This window comes from Klenkia sp. PcliD-1-E, assembly GCF_024124375.1.
Lineage (GTDB): Bacteria > Actinomycetota > Actinomycetes > Mycobacteriales > Geodermatophilaceae > Klenkia.
Genome location: NZ_JAMXRZ010000010.1, coordinates 33,193 through 51,866 on the forward strand (window position 1 = coordinate 33,193; position 18,674 = coordinate 51,866).

At 74.9% G+C, this 18,674-nt stretch carries 17 protein-coding genes; 3 read left to right on the forward strand and 14 right to left on the reverse strand.

What is annotated here, in order from left to right:
* Positions 1 to 197 precede the first annotated feature (197 nt).
* From NH342_RS03905 to NH342_RS03925, 5 genes are read right to left on the reverse strand one after another with little or no spacing between them, the layout of a single operon-like run.
* Entirely contained in the window at positions 198 to 602 is a 405-nt protein-coding gene (locus NH342_RS03905; protein ID WP_253011481.1) for a hotdog domain-containing protein, read from the reverse strand.
* A complete protein-coding gene (locus NH342_RS03910) occupies positions 599 to 1,396 on the reverse strand; it encodes an OAM dimerization domain-containing protein (RefSeq protein WP_253011483.1) in 798 nt (265 codons plus the stop codon). Before NH342_RS03910 ends, NH342_RS03905 begins: the two co-directional genes overlap by 4 nt.
* The gene (locus NH342_RS03915) at positions 1,393 to 2,979 is read right to left on the reverse strand and encodes a lysine 5,6-aminomutase subunit alpha (RefSeq protein WP_253011486.1); all 1,587 of its coding nucleotides are present in this window, start codon (positions 2,977 to 2,979) and stop codon (positions 1,393 to 1,395) included. Before NH342_RS03915 ends, NH342_RS03910 begins: the two co-directional genes overlap by 4 nt.
* Positions 2,976 to 4,490: an amidohydrolase gene (locus tag NH342_RS03920; protein WP_253011489.1), complete on the reverse strand. Its 1,515-nt coding sequence runs from the start codon at positions 4,488 to 4,490 to the stop codon at positions 2,976 to 2,978. The genes NH342_RS03915 and NH342_RS03920 overlap by 4 nt, the downstream gene beginning before the upstream one ends.
* Positions 4,487 to 5,509, reverse strand: coding sequence for an L-erythro-3,5-diaminohexanoate dehydrogenase (locus NH342_RS03925; RefSeq protein WP_253011492.1), 1,023 nt, complete (start codon positions 5,507 to 5,509; stop codon positions 4,487 to 4,489). The genes NH342_RS03920 and NH342_RS03925 overlap by 4 nt, the downstream gene beginning before the upstream one ends.
* A gap of 110 nt (positions 5,510 to 5,619) precedes the next feature.
* Between NH342_RS03925 and NH342_RS03930 the strand changes: the two genes are divergently transcribed.
* Positions 5,620 to 7,026, forward strand: coding sequence for a KamA family radical SAM protein (locus NH342_RS03930; protein ID WP_253011495.1), 1,407 nt, complete (start codon positions 5,620 to 5,622; stop codon positions 7,024 to 7,026).
* A gap of 19 nt (positions 7,027 to 7,045) precedes the next feature.
* A complete protein-coding gene (locus NH342_RS03935) occupies positions 7,046 to 7,564 on the forward strand; it encodes a GNAT family N-acetyltransferase (RefSeq protein ID WP_253011497.1) in 519 nt (172 codons plus the stop codon).
* Here NH342_RS03935 and NH342_RS03940 read toward each other — a convergent pair.
* The 5 genes from NH342_RS03940 to NH342_RS03960 are packed head-to-tail and all read right to left on the reverse strand — an operon-like array spanning position 7,539 to position 11,560.
* Positions 7,539 to 8,420, reverse strand: coding sequence for a 1-acyl-sn-glycerol-3-phosphate acyltransferase (locus NH342_RS03940; protein WP_253011500.1), 882 nt, complete (start codon positions 8,418 to 8,420; stop codon positions 7,539 to 7,541). The two genes, NH342_RS03935 and NH342_RS03940, sit on opposite strands and share 26 nt — an antisense overlap.
* Positions 8,421 to 8,459: 39 nt before the next feature.
* Positions 8,460 to 9,533, reverse strand: a complete 1,074-nt coding sequence (locus tag NH342_RS03945; protein ID WP_253011503.1) for an Rv2578c family radical SAM protein — start codon at positions 9,531 to 9,533, stop codon at positions 8,460 to 8,462.
* Positions 9,534 to 9,592: 59 nt separating this feature from the next.
* The gene (locus NH342_RS03950; protein WP_253011506.1) at positions 9,593 to 9,931 is read right to left on the reverse strand and encodes a nuclear transport factor 2 family protein; all 339 of its coding nucleotides are present in this window, start codon (positions 9,929 to 9,931) and stop codon (positions 9,593 to 9,595) included.
* Complete coding sequence (locus tag NH342_RS03955) at positions 9,928 to 10,383, reverse strand: winged helix-turn-helix transcriptional regulator (protein ID WP_256479366.1); 456 nt, start codon at positions 10,381 to 10,383, stop codon at positions 9,928 to 9,930. Before NH342_RS03955 ends, NH342_RS03950 begins: the two co-directional genes overlap by 4 nt.
* A 19-nt stretch (positions 10,384 to 10,402) precedes the next feature.
* Entirely contained in the window at positions 10,403 to 11,560 is a 1,158-nt protein-coding gene (locus NH342_RS03960; protein ID WP_253011512.1) for a Xaa-Pro peptidase family protein, read from the reverse strand.
* A 79-nt stretch (positions 11,561 to 11,639) separates the two neighbouring features.
* Here NH342_RS03960 and NH342_RS03965 point away from each other — a divergent pair, with 79 nt between their 5' ends.
* The gene (locus tag NH342_RS03965) at positions 11,640 to 12,542 is read left to right on the forward strand and encodes a 5'-3' exonuclease (protein ID WP_253011530.1); all 903 of its coding nucleotides are present in this window, start codon (positions 11,640 to 11,642) and stop codon (positions 12,540 to 12,542) included.
* A gap of 1 nt (position 12,543) precedes the next feature.
* On the opposite strand, the gene NH342_RS03970 is transcribed toward NH342_RS03965, so the two are convergent.
* The 4 genes from NH342_RS03970 to tatC all read right to left on the reverse strand — a co-directional run bounded on the left by NH342_RS03970 (position 12,544) and on the right by tatC (position 18,619).
* Positions 12,544 to 13,845, reverse strand: a complete 1,302-nt coding sequence (locus tag NH342_RS03970; protein ID WP_253011515.1) for a DUF4333 domain-containing protein — start codon at positions 13,843 to 13,845, stop codon at positions 12,544 to 12,546.
* Between the two features lie 101 nt (positions 13,846 to 13,946).
* Entirely contained in the window at positions 13,947 to 16,790 is a 2,844-nt protein-coding gene (locus NH342_RS03975; protein ID WP_253011517.1) for an RNA helicase, read from the reverse strand.
* Between the two features lie 18 nt (positions 16,791 to 16,808).
* Positions 16,809 to 17,690, reverse strand: a complete 882-nt coding sequence (locus NH342_RS03980; RefSeq protein ID WP_308200607.1) for a diacylglycerol kinase family protein — start codon at positions 17,688 to 17,690, stop codon at positions 16,809 to 16,811.
* Positions 17,691 to 17,716: 26 nt separating this feature from the next.
* Complete coding sequence (gene tatC, locus NH342_RS03985; RefSeq protein WP_253011524.1) at positions 17,717 to 18,619, reverse strand: twin-arginine translocase subunit TatC; 903 nt, start codon at positions 18,617 to 18,619, stop codon at positions 17,717 to 17,719.
* Positions 18,620 to 18,674: the final 55 nt, after the last annotated feature.

Here is an 18,674-nt window from a genome sequence, read left to right on the forward strand (position 1 = left end):
GGCCTTCGGGCCGCCGGTCCGGGGAACTGGGTGTCCTCGGACCGTCGTTGTCTGGTGGCGCGGGGTGCCGCCCGGCGATCCCTCGGGCTCGACCGCCCCGGGGTCGCGTGGTGCGACACCGGAACCCTAGGGAGCCGGGGCCGCCCCGCACAGGGCATCGGGACACCTGCGGCAGGCCGTTACCCGATCGTTACGTGTCACTCACGCACAGTTGCGTCCGGGAGGGGGACGACCAGCGTGGCGGTCGCCTCCACCACCCGCAGCGGCTCGGCCAGCACCGCCGCGGCCGACGCCCCGCGCTGCGGCTCGGCGCGGGCGACGACGTCGGCCCAGCAGCGCAGCGTGCGCGAACGGGTGCCCACCCGCACCACCTCGCAGGATGCCTCCAGCACGTCGCCGGCCTGCACGGGTGCCAGGAACCGGACGTCGGTGTAGCCGGCGAGCAGGCCCTCGTCGCCGTCCCCCACGATGGCCACCTCGGTGGCCACGTCGCCGAACAGGCCCAGGGTGTAGGCGCCGTCGACGAGCGACCCGCCGTAGTGGGCGTGCGCGTAGGGCACGTAGCGGCGGTGGGTGACGGTCAGGCCGACGGTGGCGCTCACGCGGTGGTCTCCTCGGGGGCGGGCAGCAGGGCGGGGTCCGGGGTCGGGGCGGGCAGCAGGGCGGAGACGAGGTAGGAGGCCACCTCGCCGGGGGTGGTGCCGCGGCCGAAGACCTTGTCGACGCCGAGGTCGCGGGCCATGGCCGGGTCGAAGCGTGGGCCGCCCACCACCAGCAGGGGGCGGGTCTCCCCCATCGCCTCGCGGAACGCGCCGGCCAGTTCGCGGGTGTTGCGCAGGTGCGCGTCCTTCTGGGTGACGACCTGGCTGACCAGGACGGCGTCGGCCTTCGCGGCGCGGGCGCGGGTGACCAATTCCGGGACGGTCACCTGGGCGCCGAGGTTGGCCACGTCCATCTCCCGGTAGTACTCCAGGCCCTTCTCCCCCGCGAACCCCTTGAGGTTGAGGATCGCGTCGATGCCCACCGTGTGCGCGTCGGTGCCGATGCAGGCCCCCATCACGACCAGCTTGCGGTGCAGCCGGGCCTTGATCGCGCCGTTGACCTCAGTGGGGCTCAGCAGCGGGTAGTCGCGCTCCTCCACCTCGACCTCGTCGGTGTCGACCAGGTGGGTCACCGAGCCGTAGACGACGAAGAAGGTGAAGGCGGGCTCTCCCCCGCCCGCCCCGCCTCCCCCGATGCCGTGGCTGTGCACCACCATCGCCGGGTGGATGCCCATCTTGTTCGCCAGCTGCAGCGCGGCGCCCTCGGCGCGGGGGCCGGGGGCCACCGGCAGGGTGAACGAGGTCTGCACCATGCCGTCGCCGGTGGTGTCGCCGTAGGGCCGGATGACGGTCATCGGGCAGCGTCCTCCAAGGCAGCCTCCATGAGCTCGGTCGCGGGGTCCAGGTGGCCCGGCGCCTTCACCACGACGCCGTCCAGGCCCTTGCCGCGGTCGGCCGGGCGCTTGGTGATGCCGAAGGTGCCCGCGGCGATGGCGGGCAGCAGGCCGTCGGCGGTGATCGTCTCCAGCAGCGCCACGGCCTCGGAGAGCACCGTGTGCGCGCGCCGGTCGATGAACCCGCCCGGCGGCGGCGCGAAGTCCTCGGCCAGGCCCCCGGCGGCGTCCAGCACGTAGCGCACGTTGCGCAGCGCCAGGTCCCGGTCGGACAGCCACGGGGTGACCACGGCCTCGGTCATCATCCCGACCAGCAGGATGCCCTGGTCGGTGAGCGCGCCGGCGAGGTTGAAGAACCCGTCGAGCAGGTAGCCGCCGAACACGTCGCCGGTCATGTGCTTGGTGGGCGGCATCCACTTCAGCGGCGCGTCGGGGAACAGCGCCCGGGCCAGCAGCGCGTGCGCCAGCTCCAGCCGGAAGGAGTCCGGGACGGCCGGGTTGATCTCGAACGCGTGGCCCAGGCCCAGCTGCCAGTCCTGCAGACCGGCCTCGCGGGCGAACCGCTCGTTGAGCAGCTGGCTGACCGTGACGGTGTGCGCCTCGTCGACGGCGTCGGCGGTGGTGAGGTAGTTGTCCTCGCCGGTGTTGATGATGATCCCGGCCCGGGCGTGCACCATCCGGCTGAACCGCTGGTCGACGAAGGTGCGGATCGGGTTGATGTCGCGGAAGAGGATCCCGTACATCGCGTCGTTGAGCATCATGTCCAGCCGCTCCAGGCCGGCCAGCGCGGCGATCTCGGGCATGCAGAGACCTGAGGCGTAGTTGGTCAGCCGGACGTAGCGGCCCAGCTCCGCGCTGACGTCGTCCAGGGCGGCCCGCATGAGCCGGAAGTTCTCCTGCGTGGCGTAGGTGCCGGCGTAGCCGGTGCGGGTGGCGCCCTCGGGCACGTAGTCCAGCAGCGACTGGCCGGTGGAGCGGATGACGGCGATGACGTCGGCCCCGGCCCGGGCGGCGGCCTGGGCCTGCGGGATGTCCTCGTAGATGTCGCCGGTGGCCACGATCAGGTAGATCCAGGGACGGCGGGGCGGGTCGCCGTGGGTGGCGACCAGCTCCTCCCGCCGGCGGCGGGCGGCGTCCACCCGGCCCAGGCCCGCGCCCACGGCGGCCAGCGCGGCGTCCCGGGCGCGCTCCTCGTCGCCCCCGGTGGGGACGGCGAACCGCGCGGTGCCGGCGCCCACCTGCTCGGCCACCTCCTGCAGGCTCCCCGCCGCGCCCGAGGCGATGGTGTGCCAGACCGGCAGCGCGACCCCGTGCTCCAGGCCCACCTGCTCGCGGACGACGTCGACCACCCGGTTCACCCAGGGGATCTCGCCCTCGCCGGTGACCGGGTCGGTGCCCTCCAGCCCGGCCAGCCGCAGCACGGCGCGCTCCACGGAGACGGTGGTGTGCTTCGTAGCCAGGTCGATGACCGGTTGCGCGGCCCGGGCGGCCAGCTCGCGGGCCCGGGTGGCCAGGCCCTCGTCGATGGTCAGGCGGGCGCTCACAGGGCTCCTCGGACGACGTCCCCGCCGACCAGCAGGCCGGCGCAGGTGGGCCGGGCGCGCTGCGCGAGCACCCCGGACAGGGTCAGGTCGGTGGCCCACAGGGCCAGGTGCGCCGGGGCGCCGACGGCGAGCGGGCCCGCGGGGTGCTCGGCGCGGGCGGCGTACCAGCCGCCGTGGGTGGCCGCGTCGTAGGCGTCGAAGGGCCGCATGCCGGCGCCGGGTGTGCGGTGGTCGACCGCGGCGTGCACCCCGCCCCAGGGGTCCAGCGGGGTGACCGGGGCGTCGCTGCCCAGGGCGATCGCGACCATGCCGTCGGACAGGTCGGCCAGCGGGTTGCAGGCCAGCGCGCGCTCGACCCCGAGGCGCTCGGCGTACATGCCGCCGTCCCCGCCCCAGGCGGCGTCGAAGGCCGGCTGCACGCTCGCCACCATGCCCAGGGACCGCAGGGTCTCCACGGCCTCCGCCGAGACCATCTCGACGTGCTCGAGCCGGTGCCGGCAGGCCCGGACGGCGTCGCGGCCCAGCTCGTCGGCCACGGCGGCGACGGCGGCGAGCACCTGGTCGACGGCGGCGTCGCCGATGACGTGGAAGCCGGCCTGCACACCCGCGGCGGTGCAGGCGCGCACGTGCTCCACGAGCTGGCCGGTGTCGAAGCGCAGCGCGCCGGAGGTCTCGGGCCGGTCGGTGTAGGGCGCCGACAGGGCCGCGGTGTGCGAGCCGAAGGCCCCGTCGCAGAACAGGTCGCCACCGGCGCCGGCCAGGCCGAGCTCCGCGACGACGTCCAGCCCGCCGCGCTCGGCGAGCTCGCCCCACCAGCCCAGCACCAGCGGGCCGGGCGCCCGCCGGGAAAGTTCCAGCAGCGCGGCGAGGTCCTCGGCGCTGGAGACCTCGGGGCCGGCCATCTCGTGCACGCAGCCGATGCCGAGGTCGGCGGCGGCGTCCAGGGCGGCGCGCTGGGCGGTGGCCCGCTGCGCGGGGTCGACCGAGCCGTGGGCGACCTGCCGGGCGGCGTGGTGGGCGTCCAGCCGCAACCGGCCGTCGGCGGCGAAGCCGGGCAGCTCGGTGATGCCGGGGATGCGGTCGAGCAGCGCGGTGGAGACGGTCGCCGAGTGCACGTCGACGCGGGCCAGGTAGGCCGGGCGGTCGCCGACGACGGCGTCCAGGTCGTGCCGGGTCAGCGCCCGGCCCTCGGGCCACACCGTCTCGTCCCAGCCGGTGCCCAGCACGGTGCCGGTGGGGTGCGCGACGACGTGCTCGGTGACCGCGGCCAGCGCCGAGCGCAGGCTGTCCGCGCCGTGCAGGGCCAGCCCGGTCAGCGCCAGCCCGGTGGCGGTGGCGTGCACGTGCGCGTCGACGAACGCGGGGGTGAGCAGGGCGCCGCCGCCGTCCACGGTGCGGTCGGCACGCGGGGCCTCGGCCGCCGGGCCGACCCAGCCGACCGCGCCGTCCACGACGTGCACGGCGCGGTCGGCGGCGTCCCCGACGGTGACCCCGGTGAGCAGCAGGCTCATGCGTGCACGCGCGGGTCGATCAGCGCCCGCACGCCGGCGCTGCGCCGGTAGAGGTCCAGGGCCAGGGCGGCGTGCCCCGGCGTGTAGCCGTTCCCGATCAGCATCCGCACGTCCGCTGCCATCCCCTCCGCGCCCAGGGCCGCCGCCGGGAAGGAGGTGGCCATCCCGAAGAAGACCACAGTGCCGCCGTCGGCCGTCGCGAGGACCGCGCCGTGCTCGGCGCCGGGGACGTCGACGCACACGACGGTGACGTCGACCGGCTCGCGAACGGCCGCGGCGACGGCGAGGGGGTCGGTGGCGTCGGCGACGACGACCTCGTGCGCCAGGCCTGCCCCGCGCAGCGCGGAGGCCTCCTGCTCGTCGCGGACGACGCCGACGACCCGGCGGGCGTGCGCCTCGCGGGCGGCGGCCACCGACAGGCACCCGGACTTGCCGGCGGCGCCGAGCACCGCGACCGAGGACCCGCGGTGCACCACCTGCTCGACCAGCGCGGGCGCGCCGCACACGTCGAGCAGCGCCAGGGCGACCTGCTCGGGCAGGTCCTCGGGCAGGACGGCGGCGATGGAGCGGGCGAACAGCACCGCGGTGCCCTGCGCCGGGACCTGCTCGCTGCGGCCGTCCCAGCGCTCGAGCCCGTCGGTGATGCGCAGCGGGGTGAGGGTGAGCGAGACCAGGGTGGCCACCCGCTGGCCGACCGCCAGGCCCAGCGGGGAGTCCTCCCCCACCTCGGCGACCCGGCCGATGAGCATGCCGCCGGAGCCGGTGACGGGGTTCTGCATCTTGCCGCGCTCGGCCACGATCGCCAGGACGGCGGCGCGCACGGCGTCGCCGTCCCCGCCGTGGGCCTCGGTGAGCTGGCGGAAGGACGCCGCGTCGAGGTTGATCCGCTCGACGTCGATGCGGACCTCGTCGCGCCCGGTGGGGGCGTCGGGGTCCAGCCGGTGGGCGGCCTGGGGCAGCACCCCGACCGGCTCCAGCACCCGGTGCACCCCGAGCGACCGCTCCGTTGCCGTCCCCACGTCCTGCTCCTCTTCCTCGACGGGTTGAGAAACTATCGCAGAGAACACGTTTCGCCGAACGATCTCCCGTAGGGTGCCCGTGTCGCACTGAGAAGTCGTGGGAGGTCGTCGTGCTGGAGCAGCCCTACGAGTACCGGGCCCGGGCCCTGGTCGAGCCCGACTGGCGTCGGCTGCCCGGCTTCGCCGAGGTCAGCGGGGAGCAGTGGCGCAGCGCGCAGTGGCAGCGGGTCAACTGCGTGAAGAACCTGCGCCAGCTGCGCGGGGTCTACGGCGACCTGCTCGACGAGTCCTTCTACGCCGACGTCGAGGCCGACCAGGCCGGGCGGGCGACGATGTCGCTGCTGCTGCCGCCGCAGATGCTCAACACGATGGTGCCGGACGCCGTGCCCACCACCGCGGCGATGCTGGCCGACCCCGTGCGCCGCTACATGCTCCCCGTCGCCTCCGACCGGCTGGCCGGTACCGCCGCCAGCCACCCGTACGCGGCGCGCGACTCCCTGCACGAGCACGAGATGTGGGCCGTGGAGGGCCTGACCCACCGCTACCCCACCAAGGTGCTCGCCGAGCTGCTGCCCACCTGCCCGCAGTACTGCGGGCACTGCACCCGGATGGACCTGGTCGGCAACTCCACCCCGGCGGTCACCAAGCTGAAGTTCGACCTCAAGCCGGTCGACCGGCAGGGCGAGATGCTGGACTACCTGCGCCGCACCCCCGGCGTGCGCGACGTGGTGGTCTCCGGCGGCGACGTCGCCAACCTGCCCTTCAAGAACCTGGAGGCCTTCGTCGCGGGCCTGCTCGAGATCGAGTCGGTGCGCGACGTCCGGCTGGCGTCCAAGGCCCTGATGGGCCTGCCCCAGCACTGGCTGCAGGACGACGTCGTGGCCGGCATGACCCGGCTGGCCGCCACCGCCCGCTCGCGTGGTGTCTCCCTCGCTGTGCACACGCACGTCAACGCCGCGCAGTCGGTGACCCCGCTGGTGGCCGAGGCCGCGCAGGCGATGCTGGCCGCCGGGGTGCGCGACGTGCGCAACCAGGGCGTGCTGCTGCGCGGGGTCAACGACACCGCCGACCAGCTGCTGGACCTGTGCTTCGCGCTCCTGGACGGCGCCGGCGTCACGCCCTACTACTTCTACATGTGCGACATGATCCCGTCGGCCGAGCACTGGCGGGTGCCGCTGTCGCAGGCGCAGACCCTGCAGCACGACCTGATGGGCTACCTGCCAGGCTTCGCCACCCCGCGGATCGTCTGCGACGTGCCCTACGTGGGCAAGCGCTGGGTGCACCAGGTCGCCGAGTACGACCGCGAGCGCGGCATCAGCTACTGGACGAAGAACTACCGCACCGGGATCGAGCGCACCGACGAGGCGGCGCTGGACCGCCGCTACACCTACTACGACCCGATCCACTCGCTGCCGGAGTCCGGGCAGCGCTGGTGGGCGGACCGCGCGGTCGACCCGGTGGCGGCCGAGGCCGCCGCTGCTGCGTCCCGCGAGGCATCGGTCGCGCAGCTGGGCTGACCTGGGGTAGGCAGGGCCCGTGGAGCTGCTGCGGACCAACCGCCTGCTCGTGCGGGCCTGGACCCTGTCGGAGGAGGACCTGGCGCGGCTGGGTGACCTGTACTCGCGCCCGGAGGTGCTGCGCTGGCTGTCCGGTCCCCCGTCGGGCGGCGTCGAGGCCCTGGTGGACCGGTGGCGGCAGGTGCACGAGGCGGACCCGCGGGCCGGGTGCTGGGCGGTGCAACCGCTCGCGGGCGGGCCGGTGGCGGGCACGCTGCTGTTCAAGCCGCTGCCCGACGGGGTCGGCGAGTTCGAGGTGGGCTGGCACCTGCACCCGGACAGCTGGGGCCACGGGTACGCCACCGAGGCCGCCGCCGCGGTGGTGCAGCGGGCCTTCGAGGACGGTCTGCCCGAGGTCTACGCCGTCGTCCGGCCGGGGAACGAGCGATCCATGGCCGTGTGCCGGCGGTTGGGCATGGCGCCGCTGGGCCGGACCACCCGTTGGTACGGGGTGGACTGCGAGGCCTTCCGGCTCATCGCCCCCGACGTCGTCGACTGACCAGCGAGCCGAACACGTGCCGGACCTGCTGCACCGGTGACCGCCGGACTGGGACCGCGGTGCCGCGCACGTCGTCCCGGTCGATCGCGCGGGCCTCCTCGGGCGTGGGCGCGGTGCCGCCGAGGTGAGCCGGCTGCCACCAGCGGTCGTCGTCGCCGGCCGGGGCGTCGGGGTAGGTGCGCTGGGCCTCCTCGAGCAGCGCCTCCATGGCCGCGCGGGTGCGGCGGAGCACCGACTGCGTCTTCTCCCCCGGCTCGGGCACGACCGGTTCGCCGAGCAGCACCGTGACCGGGACGTCGCGGCGCAGCACGACGCGCCGGTTCTTGGTGGCGACCCGGTGCCCACCCCAGAGCGCGGCCGGGACGACCGGGACACCGGCCTGCACGGCCATCCGGGCCGCGCCGGCCTTGAGGTCCTGCACGGTGAAGGAGCTGGAGATGGTGGCCTCGGGGAAGACGCCGACCACCTTGCCCGCCTGCAGCGCCCGCACGGCCTCGTCGAAGGCGGCGACGCCCGCGGTGCGGTCGACGGGGATGTGCTGCATCGCGCGCATCGCGGGACCTGCCAACCGGTTGTCGAACACCGAGGCCTTGGCCATGAACCGCACCAGCCGCCGCTGCGGCAGCGCCGCCAGCTCCAGGAAGACGAAGTCGAAGTAGCTGACGTGGTTGCTGGCGACCACCGCCCCGCCCTGCCGCGGCAGGTGCTCGGACCCGCGGACGTCGAACCGGAACCGGAAGAGGGTCAGCACGACCAGGAACACCCGGATGACCAGCCGGTAGGGCCGGTCCCGGGGGTCGGGCGAGGGGCCGAACAGGTCGCGGCGGACGACGTCGCGCCAGCTGGCCGTGTACATGGTGCGGACCCTAACCGCGGGTGCTGGGCACGGGCCCGGTCAGCACAGGGCCAGCTGCTCGGGTTCGGCCCGCGGCTGCGCCGGGGCGGGCGGGCCGGGGAGCGACCCGTGCGGGAAGGACGCCGACTCGTCACCGGGCAGGCCCCTGGCCTCTCCCCCGCTGTGCCGGTCCAGGCCGTGCGCGGCGAGGATCGGTGCCACCCGGGCGGTGAGCCAGCTGCGGTACTCGGCCGGCACGTAGGCACCCCGGCTGTAGAGGGTGCGGTAGCGGCCCACCAGCTTGGGGTGCTCGCGGGACAGCCAGGCGGTGAACCACTCCCGGGCCCCCGGCCGCAGGTGCAGCGGGAGCACCGTCACCCCGGTGGCGCCGGCCTCGGCGACGGCCGCGATCGCGCGCTCCAGGTGCTCCTTCTGGTCGGTGAGGCCGGGCAGCACGGGGGCGAGGAACACCCCGCAGGGCAGGCCGGCGTCCGCGATCCGCCGGACCAGCTCCAGCCGCGCCCTCGGGGTGGGCACGCCGGGTTCCAGGCTGCGGTGCAGCTCGTCGTCCCAGATGGCCAGGGAGACGCCCAGGCCGATCGGGACGTCGCGGGACGCCGCGGCCAGCAGCGGCAGGTCGCGGGTGAGCAGGGTGCCCTTGGTCAGGACCGAGAACGGGGTGCCCGAGCGGGCGAGGGCGTCGATGACCCCGGGCATGAGCCGGTAGCGGCCCTCGGCGCGCTGGTAGGGGTCGGTGTTGGTGCCCAGGGCGACGTGCTCGCGCTTCCAGGAGGCGCGGGAGAGCTCGCGGCGCAGCACGTCGGCGACGTTGGTCTTGACCACGATCTGCGAGTCGAAGTCCGACCCGGTGTCGAGTTCGAGCCATTCGTGTGTTTTCCTGGCGAAGCAGTAAACGCAGGAATGGCTGCATCCTCTGAATGTGTTCACGGTGAACGCGAATGGCATGGAGGAATGGTCGGGCACCCTGTTGAGGGCGGATTTGGCGCGGACCTCGTGCAGCGTCAGGCCGGGGAACTCGGGCACCTGCAGGCTGCGCAGCAGACCGGCGACGGTGGGCAGCCCGGGCAGGGTGCCGGGATCCTCGAGGTCCAGCCGCTGGGCGTCCCATCGCATGCACCCAGTCGAACACACGTTCGGTGCGTTGTCGACGCGCCGGGCCGGGCGGTGGACGACTACGGGGGCGGCTCGCCGACGTCCAGCCGGCGCAGCAAGCCGTCCTGGACCGTCAGGCCGTGCAGCACCCGGGTGTCGGACAGCACGTCGCCGTCGGCGTCCCGCACCACCTGGTGCACGGTCACGGCCGGGCCGGGGTGCACCTGCACGGGCACGACGGAGAACCGGACGTCGCGGGCCTGGCGCTCCAGGTGGCCGGCCACGGCGTCCCGGCCGACCACCCGTCCACCCGACCACGCCTCGGGCCAGTCGACGTCCGGGTGCAACCGGGCCACCACGGCGGCCAGGTCGCCGGTGGTCCAGTCGGCGTAGAAGCCGTGCACGTCGAACGGGCTCACACCGGCGGGCGGTCCTCGTAGAAGGTGCTGAGCACGACCGTCGTCCGGGTGGTCACGTTGGCTGCCGCGCGGATCTCGGCGAGCAGGCTCTCCAGCGCGTCGGGTGAGGCCACCCGGACCTTGAGCATGTAGCTGTCGGGCCCGGCGACGGAGTGGCAGGCCTCGATGGCGGTCAGGTGCGCCAGCCGGGCCGGGGCGTCGTCGGGCTGGGCGACGTCGATCGGGGTGATGGAGACGAACGCGACCATCGGCAGGCCGACGGCCTTGGGGTCGACCCGCGCCGAGTACCCGGTGATGACGCCGCGCTGCTCCAGCCGGCGCACCCGCTGGTGCACCGCGGACACCGACAGCCCGACCTGGGTGGCCAGCTCGGTGTAGCTGGCCCGGCCGTCGCGGGCGAGCGCGGCCAGCAGGGCACGGTCGACGTCGGCACGGGGCTCGAGCTTGTCCAGCGGTTCGGCGGCCACCGGGTCACCCGGGGAGTTCGACGAGGTCACGGGGTCCCCCGTTCAGCGTGCGGGCGCCGTCGGTGGTGCAGACGACGATGTCCTCGATCCGGGCGCCGTGCCGGCCCGCCAGGTAGATGCCGGGCTCCACCGAGAACGCCATGCCCGGCTCCAGCGGCGTGCTGTTTCCGGCGACGACGTAGGGCGCCTCGTGGGTGTCCAGGCCGATGCCGTGCCCGGTGCGGTGCAGGAACTGCTCGCCCCAGCCGGCCGCGGTGATCGCGTCGCGGGCGACGGCGTCGACCTGCTCGGCGGTCACCCCGGGTGCGACGGCGGCCCGGGCGTCGTCCTGCGCCGCCTGCAGCACGCCGTACCACTCGGCGGTCGCGGCGTCGGGGGCCCCGCCGACGGCGTAGGTGCGGGTGCAGTCGGAGCGGTAGCCGCTGGCCAGCTCGCCCCCGATGTCGACGACGACGAGGTCGCCGGCCTGCACCACCCGGTCGGAGAGCTCGTGGTGCGGGCTGGCGCCGTTGGGTCCCGAACCCACGATGACGAAGTCGACCGCGACGTGGCCCTCGGCCAGGATCCCCGCGGCGATGTCGGCGCCGACCTCGGCCTCGGTGCGCCCCACCCGCAGCCACTCCCCCATCCGGGCGTGCACCCGGTCGATGGCGGCGGCCGCGACGGCCAGCTCGGCGACCTCGGCCTCGGACTTGACCACCCGCAGCCGGTCGAGCACCGGGGTGGCCAGCTCCAGCCGCGTCCCCGGCGCAGCACGCTGCAGGCCCAGGGCGTGCTCGGCCCAGGTGCGCGCCCCGACGGCGAGGGACCGGGGTGCCCGGCCCAACCGGCGGGTCAGCTGCTGCGCGACGAGGGCGAAGGGGTCGTCGGTCTCGTCCCAGGCGACCAGCTCCAGCCCGAGTCCGCCGGCCGGGGACGCAGCGACCATGGGGGCCTCCAGCCGGGGCACGACGAGCAGCGGCGCGCCCCTGGCCGGCACGACCAGGGCGGTCAGCCGCTCCAGGGCGTGCGCGGCGTACCCGCACAGGTAGCGCAGGTCGGCACCCGGCGTGACGACGACGGCGTCGAGCTCCAGCTCGGCGGTGACCTCACGGGCGCGGTCGAGGCGCTGGGTGGTCACCAGGCCCGTGCTGGGTGTCGGCTGGGCGTGGTCGGACGGCACGCCCGGCACAGTAACCAGACCGTCGGACGGTTCCGGACGGGTCGTTGCCGAGCCGTTACCGTCCCGCGGTGTGACGACGATGCTCCTGGACGCGGCCAGTCTCTACTTCCGGGCGTTCTACGGGGTGCCCACCACCGTCACCGCACCCGACGGCATGCCCGTCAACGCCGTCCGGGGGTTCCTGGACATGTCGGCCCGGCTCATCGCAGCGCACGGCCCCGACCGGTTCGTCGCCTGCTGGGACGACGACTGGAGGCCGGCGTTCCGCACCGACGCCGTGCCCTCCTACAAGGCCCACCGGCAGTCCGACGACGGCGGCGAGGAGGTCCCCGACGAGCTCGGCCCGCAGGTGCCGGTGCTGGTCGACGTGCTGGCGGCGGCCGGGATCGCCCGGGTCGGTGCCCCCGGCTACGAGGCCGACGACGTCATCGGCACCCTCGCCACCCGCGCCGAGGGCCCCGTGGACGTCGTCACCGGCGACCGGGACCTGTTCCAGCTGGTCGACGACGCCCGCGGGGTGCGGGTGCTGTACACCGCCCGCGGCGGCATCGGTGACCTCGACGTCGTCGACGAGGGCGCAGTCGCGGCCAAGTACGGGGTGCCGGGGAGGTCCTACGCCGACTTCGCGGTGCTGCGCGGTGACCCCAGCGACGGCCTGCCCGGCGTGAAGGGCGTCGGGGAGAAGACGGCCGCGGCGCTGATCACCGCGTTCGGGTCGCTGGCCGGCATCCGGGAGGCGGCGGCCCGCACCGCCGTCCCGAAGGCGCCCCTGACCGCCTCGGTGCTGAAGAAGCTGCACGAGGCCTCGGCCTACCTGGACGTCGCGCCCGCCGTCGTCCAGGTCGTCACCGACATCGACCTGCGGCCCGTCGAGGGCCACCTCCCGCGGTCCCCCGCGGACCCGGCGGCCCTCGACGCGCTGGCGCAGCGCTACGGCCTGCAGACCTCGGTGGCCCGGCTGGCGTCCGTGCTGGGCTGGTGAGTCACTCCGACCACTTGTAGGCGCCCTGGTCGTCGGTGATCCGGATGGTGATCGTGACGTCCTCGTCCTCGGCCGTGGTGCCCGTGCAGGTGTAGGTGGCCCCGACGTCGACGGTCATGTCGTCGTCGCAGGTGAGGTCGACGGCGACGTTCTCCCGTTCCTCGAACTGGGCGGCGACGTCGCGCTGCACGGCCTGCGGGTCGAGCTTCGTCGAACCGAGCACCAGCGGCAGCACGATCGCGGCGGCGATGACGACGAGGCCGAGGACGACGAGGCCGATGACCAGCCCGGTCCGCTTGGGCTTGGTCTGCTGCGGCTGACCGAAGGCTCCCTGCTGTCCGTACTGCTGGCCCTGCTGGCCGTAGCCGGACTGCCCGTACTGACCTGGCTGCCCGAACCCGGTCTGGCCCTGGCCGTAGCTCTGGCCCTGGCCGTAGCCCGAGCCGCTCTGCTGCCCGTAGCCGGGCTGGCCCTGCTGGCCGTAGCCCGACCCCGACTGGCCGTACCCGCTCTGCCCGTACTGGCCCTGCTGCCCGTAGCCGGACTGGCCCTGCTGCCCGTAGCCGGACTGGCCCTGCTGGCCGTAGCCGGAGTTCTGCTGCCCGAAGCCCGACTGGCCCTGCTGGCCGCCCTGGCCGTAGCCGGACCCGCTCTGCTGCCCGTAGCCGGGCTGGCCCTGCTGGCCGTAGCCGGACTGGCCCTGCTGGCCGTAGCCGGAGTTCTGCTGCCCGAAGCCCGACTGGCCCTGCTGGCCGCCCTGGCCGTGCCCGGGCTGGCTCTGCTGCCCGTAGCCGGAGCCCGACTGGCCGTGGTCCGAGCTCGCCTGACCGGGCTGCGCGTACCCCTGCTGGCTGTAGCCGGACTGCCCGTACTGGTCGCCCGAGCCGGACTGACCCTGCGGGCCCGAGCCGGACGGCGCCGGGTTGCCCTGGCCCCAGGACGGGGTCGACGGCGAGCTCTGCGAGGACGGCTGGGACGACGACGGGGACGACGACCGCGCCCACCCACCCGGCGCGGACGGATCCCCCGAGCCCGAGGGGCCCTGCGCCCAGGACGGGGTCGACGACTGACCCTGGCCGCCGGAGGACGACGAGCCCCACGAGCCGCCCTGCCCGCCCCAGCCGGCCCCGCCCGAGGGAGCACCGGGAGCGGCCGGGCCGTCCCCGCGCAGCGGGATCATCCGGGTGCCGCCGTCGTCCTCGGGGCCGGTCGCACGGGTGTCGGCGCCCTCGTCCGCACCGGGGGTCCGGTCGGCCGGGCGGTCGTGGTCCTGCTGGTCGCCACCCTGCGGCGGGTTGCTCATCGTCGCTCCTCGTCGTCGCGGGCCGGGCCTGCGGGGGCACCGGCCACGGGCCGGGCCCATCCTCCACCACGCGGAGGTGCCGCCCCAGTCGGCGCGTCGGGTCAGCCGGTGACCGCCACCGCGACCACGCCGCGGCGGGTGCGCTCGACGGCCTGCCGGGCGGTGCGGGCCAGCGCGCCCTCGCTGACCTTGGCCAGCTGGTCCAGCAGGTCGACCAGCTGCCGCGCCCACCGCACGAAGTCCCCGCCCGACAGCTCGGTGCCCGCCTGCTCCGCCCCGGCCAGCACCCGGTCCAGCGACTGGCCGTCGGCCCAGCGGTGGGCCGCCCACACGAAGCCGAGGTCCAGGTCCCGGCTGGGGCGCACCCCGTGGTCGGTCTCCACCGCGTGCAGCTGCGCGTGCACCTGGCGCATCCGGACCAGCGCCGCCGACACCGGGCCCGAGGGCACGGGCGGTTGGCCGGGGCCGTCTCGGCGGGCCTCGAACACCAGCGCCGACGCGCACGCGGCCAGGCCGGGGGCGTCCAGCCCGTCGAAGACGCCGGCGCGCAGGCACTCCGCGGCCAGCAGGTCGGCCTCCGACCAGATCCTGGACAGCTGCCGCCCTGCCGCAGTCACGACCGGGGCCTCGGCCGCCGGGTGCGGCCCCGGGGTGTGCTCCTCGGCCGCCGAGGGCGCGTCGGGCAGCAGGTAGCCCAGCTGCTCCAGCACGTCGCAGGTCCGGTCGAACTGGCGGATCAGCGAGCCGGTGCGCTCCTCCACCTGCCGGTGCACCCGGTCGGCGTCCCGCCGGGCGCGCAGCCAGCCGTAGGCACTGCGCACCAGCTCCTCGCGGTCGGGCAGCGTGTGCACCGGGTGCCGGCGCAGGGCGTGCCGCAGGTCCACCAGCACCGGGTCGTCGTCGACGGGTGCCCCGCGGCGAACCTTGCGGGCGCCGAGCTCGTGCTCCACCCGGGCGTTGCGCAGGGTGGAGGCCAGGTCGCGCCGGGCGTGCGGGCTGCGGTGGTTGAAGTGCTTGGGTACCCGCACGCGGGCCAGCGCCTCGACCGGGGTCGGGAAGTCCAGCGGGCCCAGCCGCCCGGCCCACTTGTCCTCGGTGAGCACCAGGGGCCGGGGGTCGGCGAGCTCGGTGATGCCGGGGTCCAGGACCACGGCGAGCCCCTGCCGGCGTCCCGACGGCACCCGGATGACGTCGCCGGGCCGCAGCGCCAGGAGTGTCTCGGCGGCCTCCTGCCGCCGGCGTGCGGCGGTGTCGCGCGAGAGCTCCTTCTCCCGCTCGGAGATCTCCTGCCGCAGCCGGGCGTAGCCCGCGACGTCCCCCTTCGCGGCCGGGACGGCCGCCTCCAGGCGGGCGGCGTCCTCCTCGCTGCGGGCGGCCTGCCGGGCCAGGCCGACCACCGACCGGTCGGCCTGGAACTGGGCGAAGGACGACGCCAGCAGCTCGCGGGCCCGCTCCCGGCCGTAGGACCCGACGAGGTTGACGGCCATGTTGTAGCTGGGCCGGAACGACGAGCGCAGCGGGTAGGTGCGGGTGCTGGCCAGGCCCGCGACGGCGACCGGGTCGACCCCGGGGCTCCAGACGACGGCCGCGTGGCCCTCGACGTCGATGCCGCGGCGCCCGGCCCGCCCGGTGAGCTGGGTGTACTCCCCCGGCGTGATGTCGACGTGGGCCTCGCCGTTCCACTTGGTCAGCTTCTCCAGCACGACCGTGCGGGCGGGCATGTTGATGCCCAGGGCGAGGGTCTCGGTGGCGAAGACGGCCTTCACCAGGCCGCGCACGAAGCACTCCTCGACGGCCTCCTTGAACGCCGGCACCAACCCGGCGTGGTGCGCGGCCAGACCGGCGAGCAGGCCCTCCCGCCACTCCCAGAACCCGAGCACCTGCAGGTCGGCCTCGTGCAGGGAGCCGGTGTGCCGGTCGACCACCTCGGCGATGGCGGCCCGCTCGGCCTCGTCGGTCAGCCGGAGCCCGGACCGCAGGCACTGCTCGACGGCGGCGTCGCAGCCCTTGCGGCTGAACACGAAGGTGATCGCGGGGAGCAGGCCCGCTGCGTCCAGCCGGGTGAGCACCTCGGCCCGGCCGGGCGGGGTGTACCGGGGCCGGTGCTCGTAGCGGTCCTTGCTGCGCCGGCTGGCTCCGCCGTGCCAGGAGTCCAGCCGGCGCTCCTGCTCCTTGGTGTAGCGGACCAGCTCGGGGTCCACGACGGCGGCGCCGCGCTCACGGGTGGACAGCTGGGCGACGCCGGCGAGGTGGGCGGTGGGCCGCAGCGCGAAGAGGTCGAACACCCGGCCGCCGACGAGCATGTGCTGCCAGAGCGGGATGGGCCGGACCTCGCTCACCACCACCCGGGTGTCACCGCGGACGGTGACCAGCCAGTCGGCGAACTCCTCAGCGTTGCTGACCGTGGCCGACAGCGACACCAGGGTGACGTCGTCGGGCAGGTGGATGATCACCTCCTCCCAGACCGCACCGCGGAACCGGTCGGCGAGGTAGTGCACCTCGTCCATCACCACGTAGCCCAGACCGCGCAGCGCCGGGGAGTCGGCGTAGAGCATGTTGCGCAGCACCTCGGTGGTCATCACCACCACCGGGGCGTCGCCGTTGACGGCGTTGTCGCCGGTGAGCAGTCCGACCCGCTCGGGGCCGTACCGGTCCACGAGGTCGGCGAACTTCTGGTTGGACAGCGCCTTGATCGGGGTGGTGTAGAAGGCCTTGCGGCCCTCGGCCAGCGCCTTGTGCACCGCGAACTCGCCGACCACCGTCTTGCCGGCCCCGGTCGGGGCGCACACCAGGACGCCGGAGCCCTCCTCGAGCGCCTCGCAGGCCTCCTGCTGGAAGGGGTCGAGGGTGAACCCGAGGTCGAGGACGAAGTCCGACAGCAGGGGGAACCGCCCCCGGCGCCGGGAGGCCGCGTACCGCTCGGCCGGGCTCAGATCGGCGGACATGCACCCACCGTAGAAGGGTCAGCGGCGACCTGCGCCGAGCACCGCGAGCGCTGCCGGGACCAGGGTGCAGCGCTGCGGCAGGGGCCCCACCGGCTCGCCGTCGGCCCAGGTGGTCAGGTCCTCCGCGTCGAGGCCGACCTCGCGGGCCCGCAGCACCTGCACGGCGGGGTGGGTGGTGTGCGTGCCGGCCGCCAGCCGCGGCCGGGTGCGGACCAGCTCGCGCCGGGTGACCGGGCCGACGACCGTGACGTCCAGCCACCCGTCGGCCGGGTCGGCGTCCGGGCAGATCCGCAGACCACCGCCGTAGAAGCCGGTGTTGCCGACGGCGACGAGGGTGACGTCGTGGTCGGCCACCACGCCGTCGAGGGTCAACCGGACCCGCCGGGGCCGCAGCCGCGCCAGCTCGACGGCGATGGCCAGGTCGTAGCGCCGCCGTCCCCGGGGCCAGCGCAGCCGGTTGACCCGGTCGCTCACCGCTGAGTCGAACCCGCAGCACAGCACGGTGGCCCACCACCGCTCACCGCCGTCCCAGCTGCTGCGGACCAGGTCGACCGGCCGGGTGCGCCCGGCGAGCAGGTCGGCGGCCGCGGCGTCGGCGGCGGCCAGCGGGTCCGGCGGGACGCCGAGGGCGAGGGCCAGGTCGTTGCCGGTGCCGGCCGGCAGCACACCCAGCGGGGTGCCGCGACCGGCCAGCCCCTGCACCGCGGCGTGCGCGACCCCGTCCCCGCCGAGGGCGAGGACGGCGTCGACGTCCGGGGCGACCTCGGCGACGGCCCGCTCGGCCGCCCCGCGGTCGGGGGTGTGCGGTCGCTGCACCTGCAGGCCGGCAGCGGTCAACCGGGCGGTGACGGCGTCGGCGGCCACCCGGGCCCGTCCGCGTCCGGCCGCGGCCCCGACCACCAGGGCGACGGACAGGGCAGTGCGGGTCAGCTGTCCCCGTCCAGGCGCGAGGGGCGGGCGTCCAGCGGGGAGGCCTCGTCGTCGTCGAGGTCGGCGTAGAACGCGGTGCCGTCCCGGCGGGCGCGGCGCTTGTCGACGACCCGGGCGATCTGGATGGCCACCTCGAACAGCACGCACATCGGCAGTGCCATGAGCAGCATCGTGAACGGGTCCTGCGTGGGCGTGATGAACGCTGCGAACACGATGGTCAGGAAGAAGATCCAGCGCCGGGCCTTGGCCAGGGCGGCGTAGGACAGCACGCCCACCAGGTTCAGCGCGACCGCGACCAGCGGGACCTCGAAGGAGACACCGAAGGCCAGCAGGATCGAGATGACGAACCCGATGTAGTCCTGCGCGGTGAGCGCGATCGTGACGTTGTCGCCGGCCAGGCCCAGCAGCAGGGTGAGCCCCGCCTTGAGCGAGATGTAGGCCAGCGCGGAGCCCAGGGCGAACAGCGCGCTCGCCGCCGCCACGAAGGAGACGCCGTAGCGCTTCTCGTTGGACTTCAGGCCCGGGGTGAGGAACGCCCAGACCTGCCACAGCCAGAACGGTGCGGACAGCACGACACCGGCGATGAACGCGATCTTCAGCCGGATCAGCGCGCCGCCGAAGACGTCGGTGACCAGCAGGGTGCAGTCGTCCCCGGAGATCCGGGCCGACAAGCGGTTGTCGGCCGGGATGGAGCAGTACGGGGCCCGGATGAACTGGCCCAGTCCGTGGTCGTACCACCAGAAGGCGACCGCGGTGCCGACCAGGACGAACAGCAGGGCGACGGCGATGCGGTTGCGCAGCTCCTTGAGGTGCGCGATGAGCGTCATCGTCGCCGCTTCGTCCCGCGGCGGACGGCGGCGCCGCCGGGTGCGCGGCCGGTCGGCCTCGGCGGTGCTCACGGACGGGTGCGGGTCAGCGGGCGCCGTCGGCCGGGGTGCTGCCCGACCGGCGTCC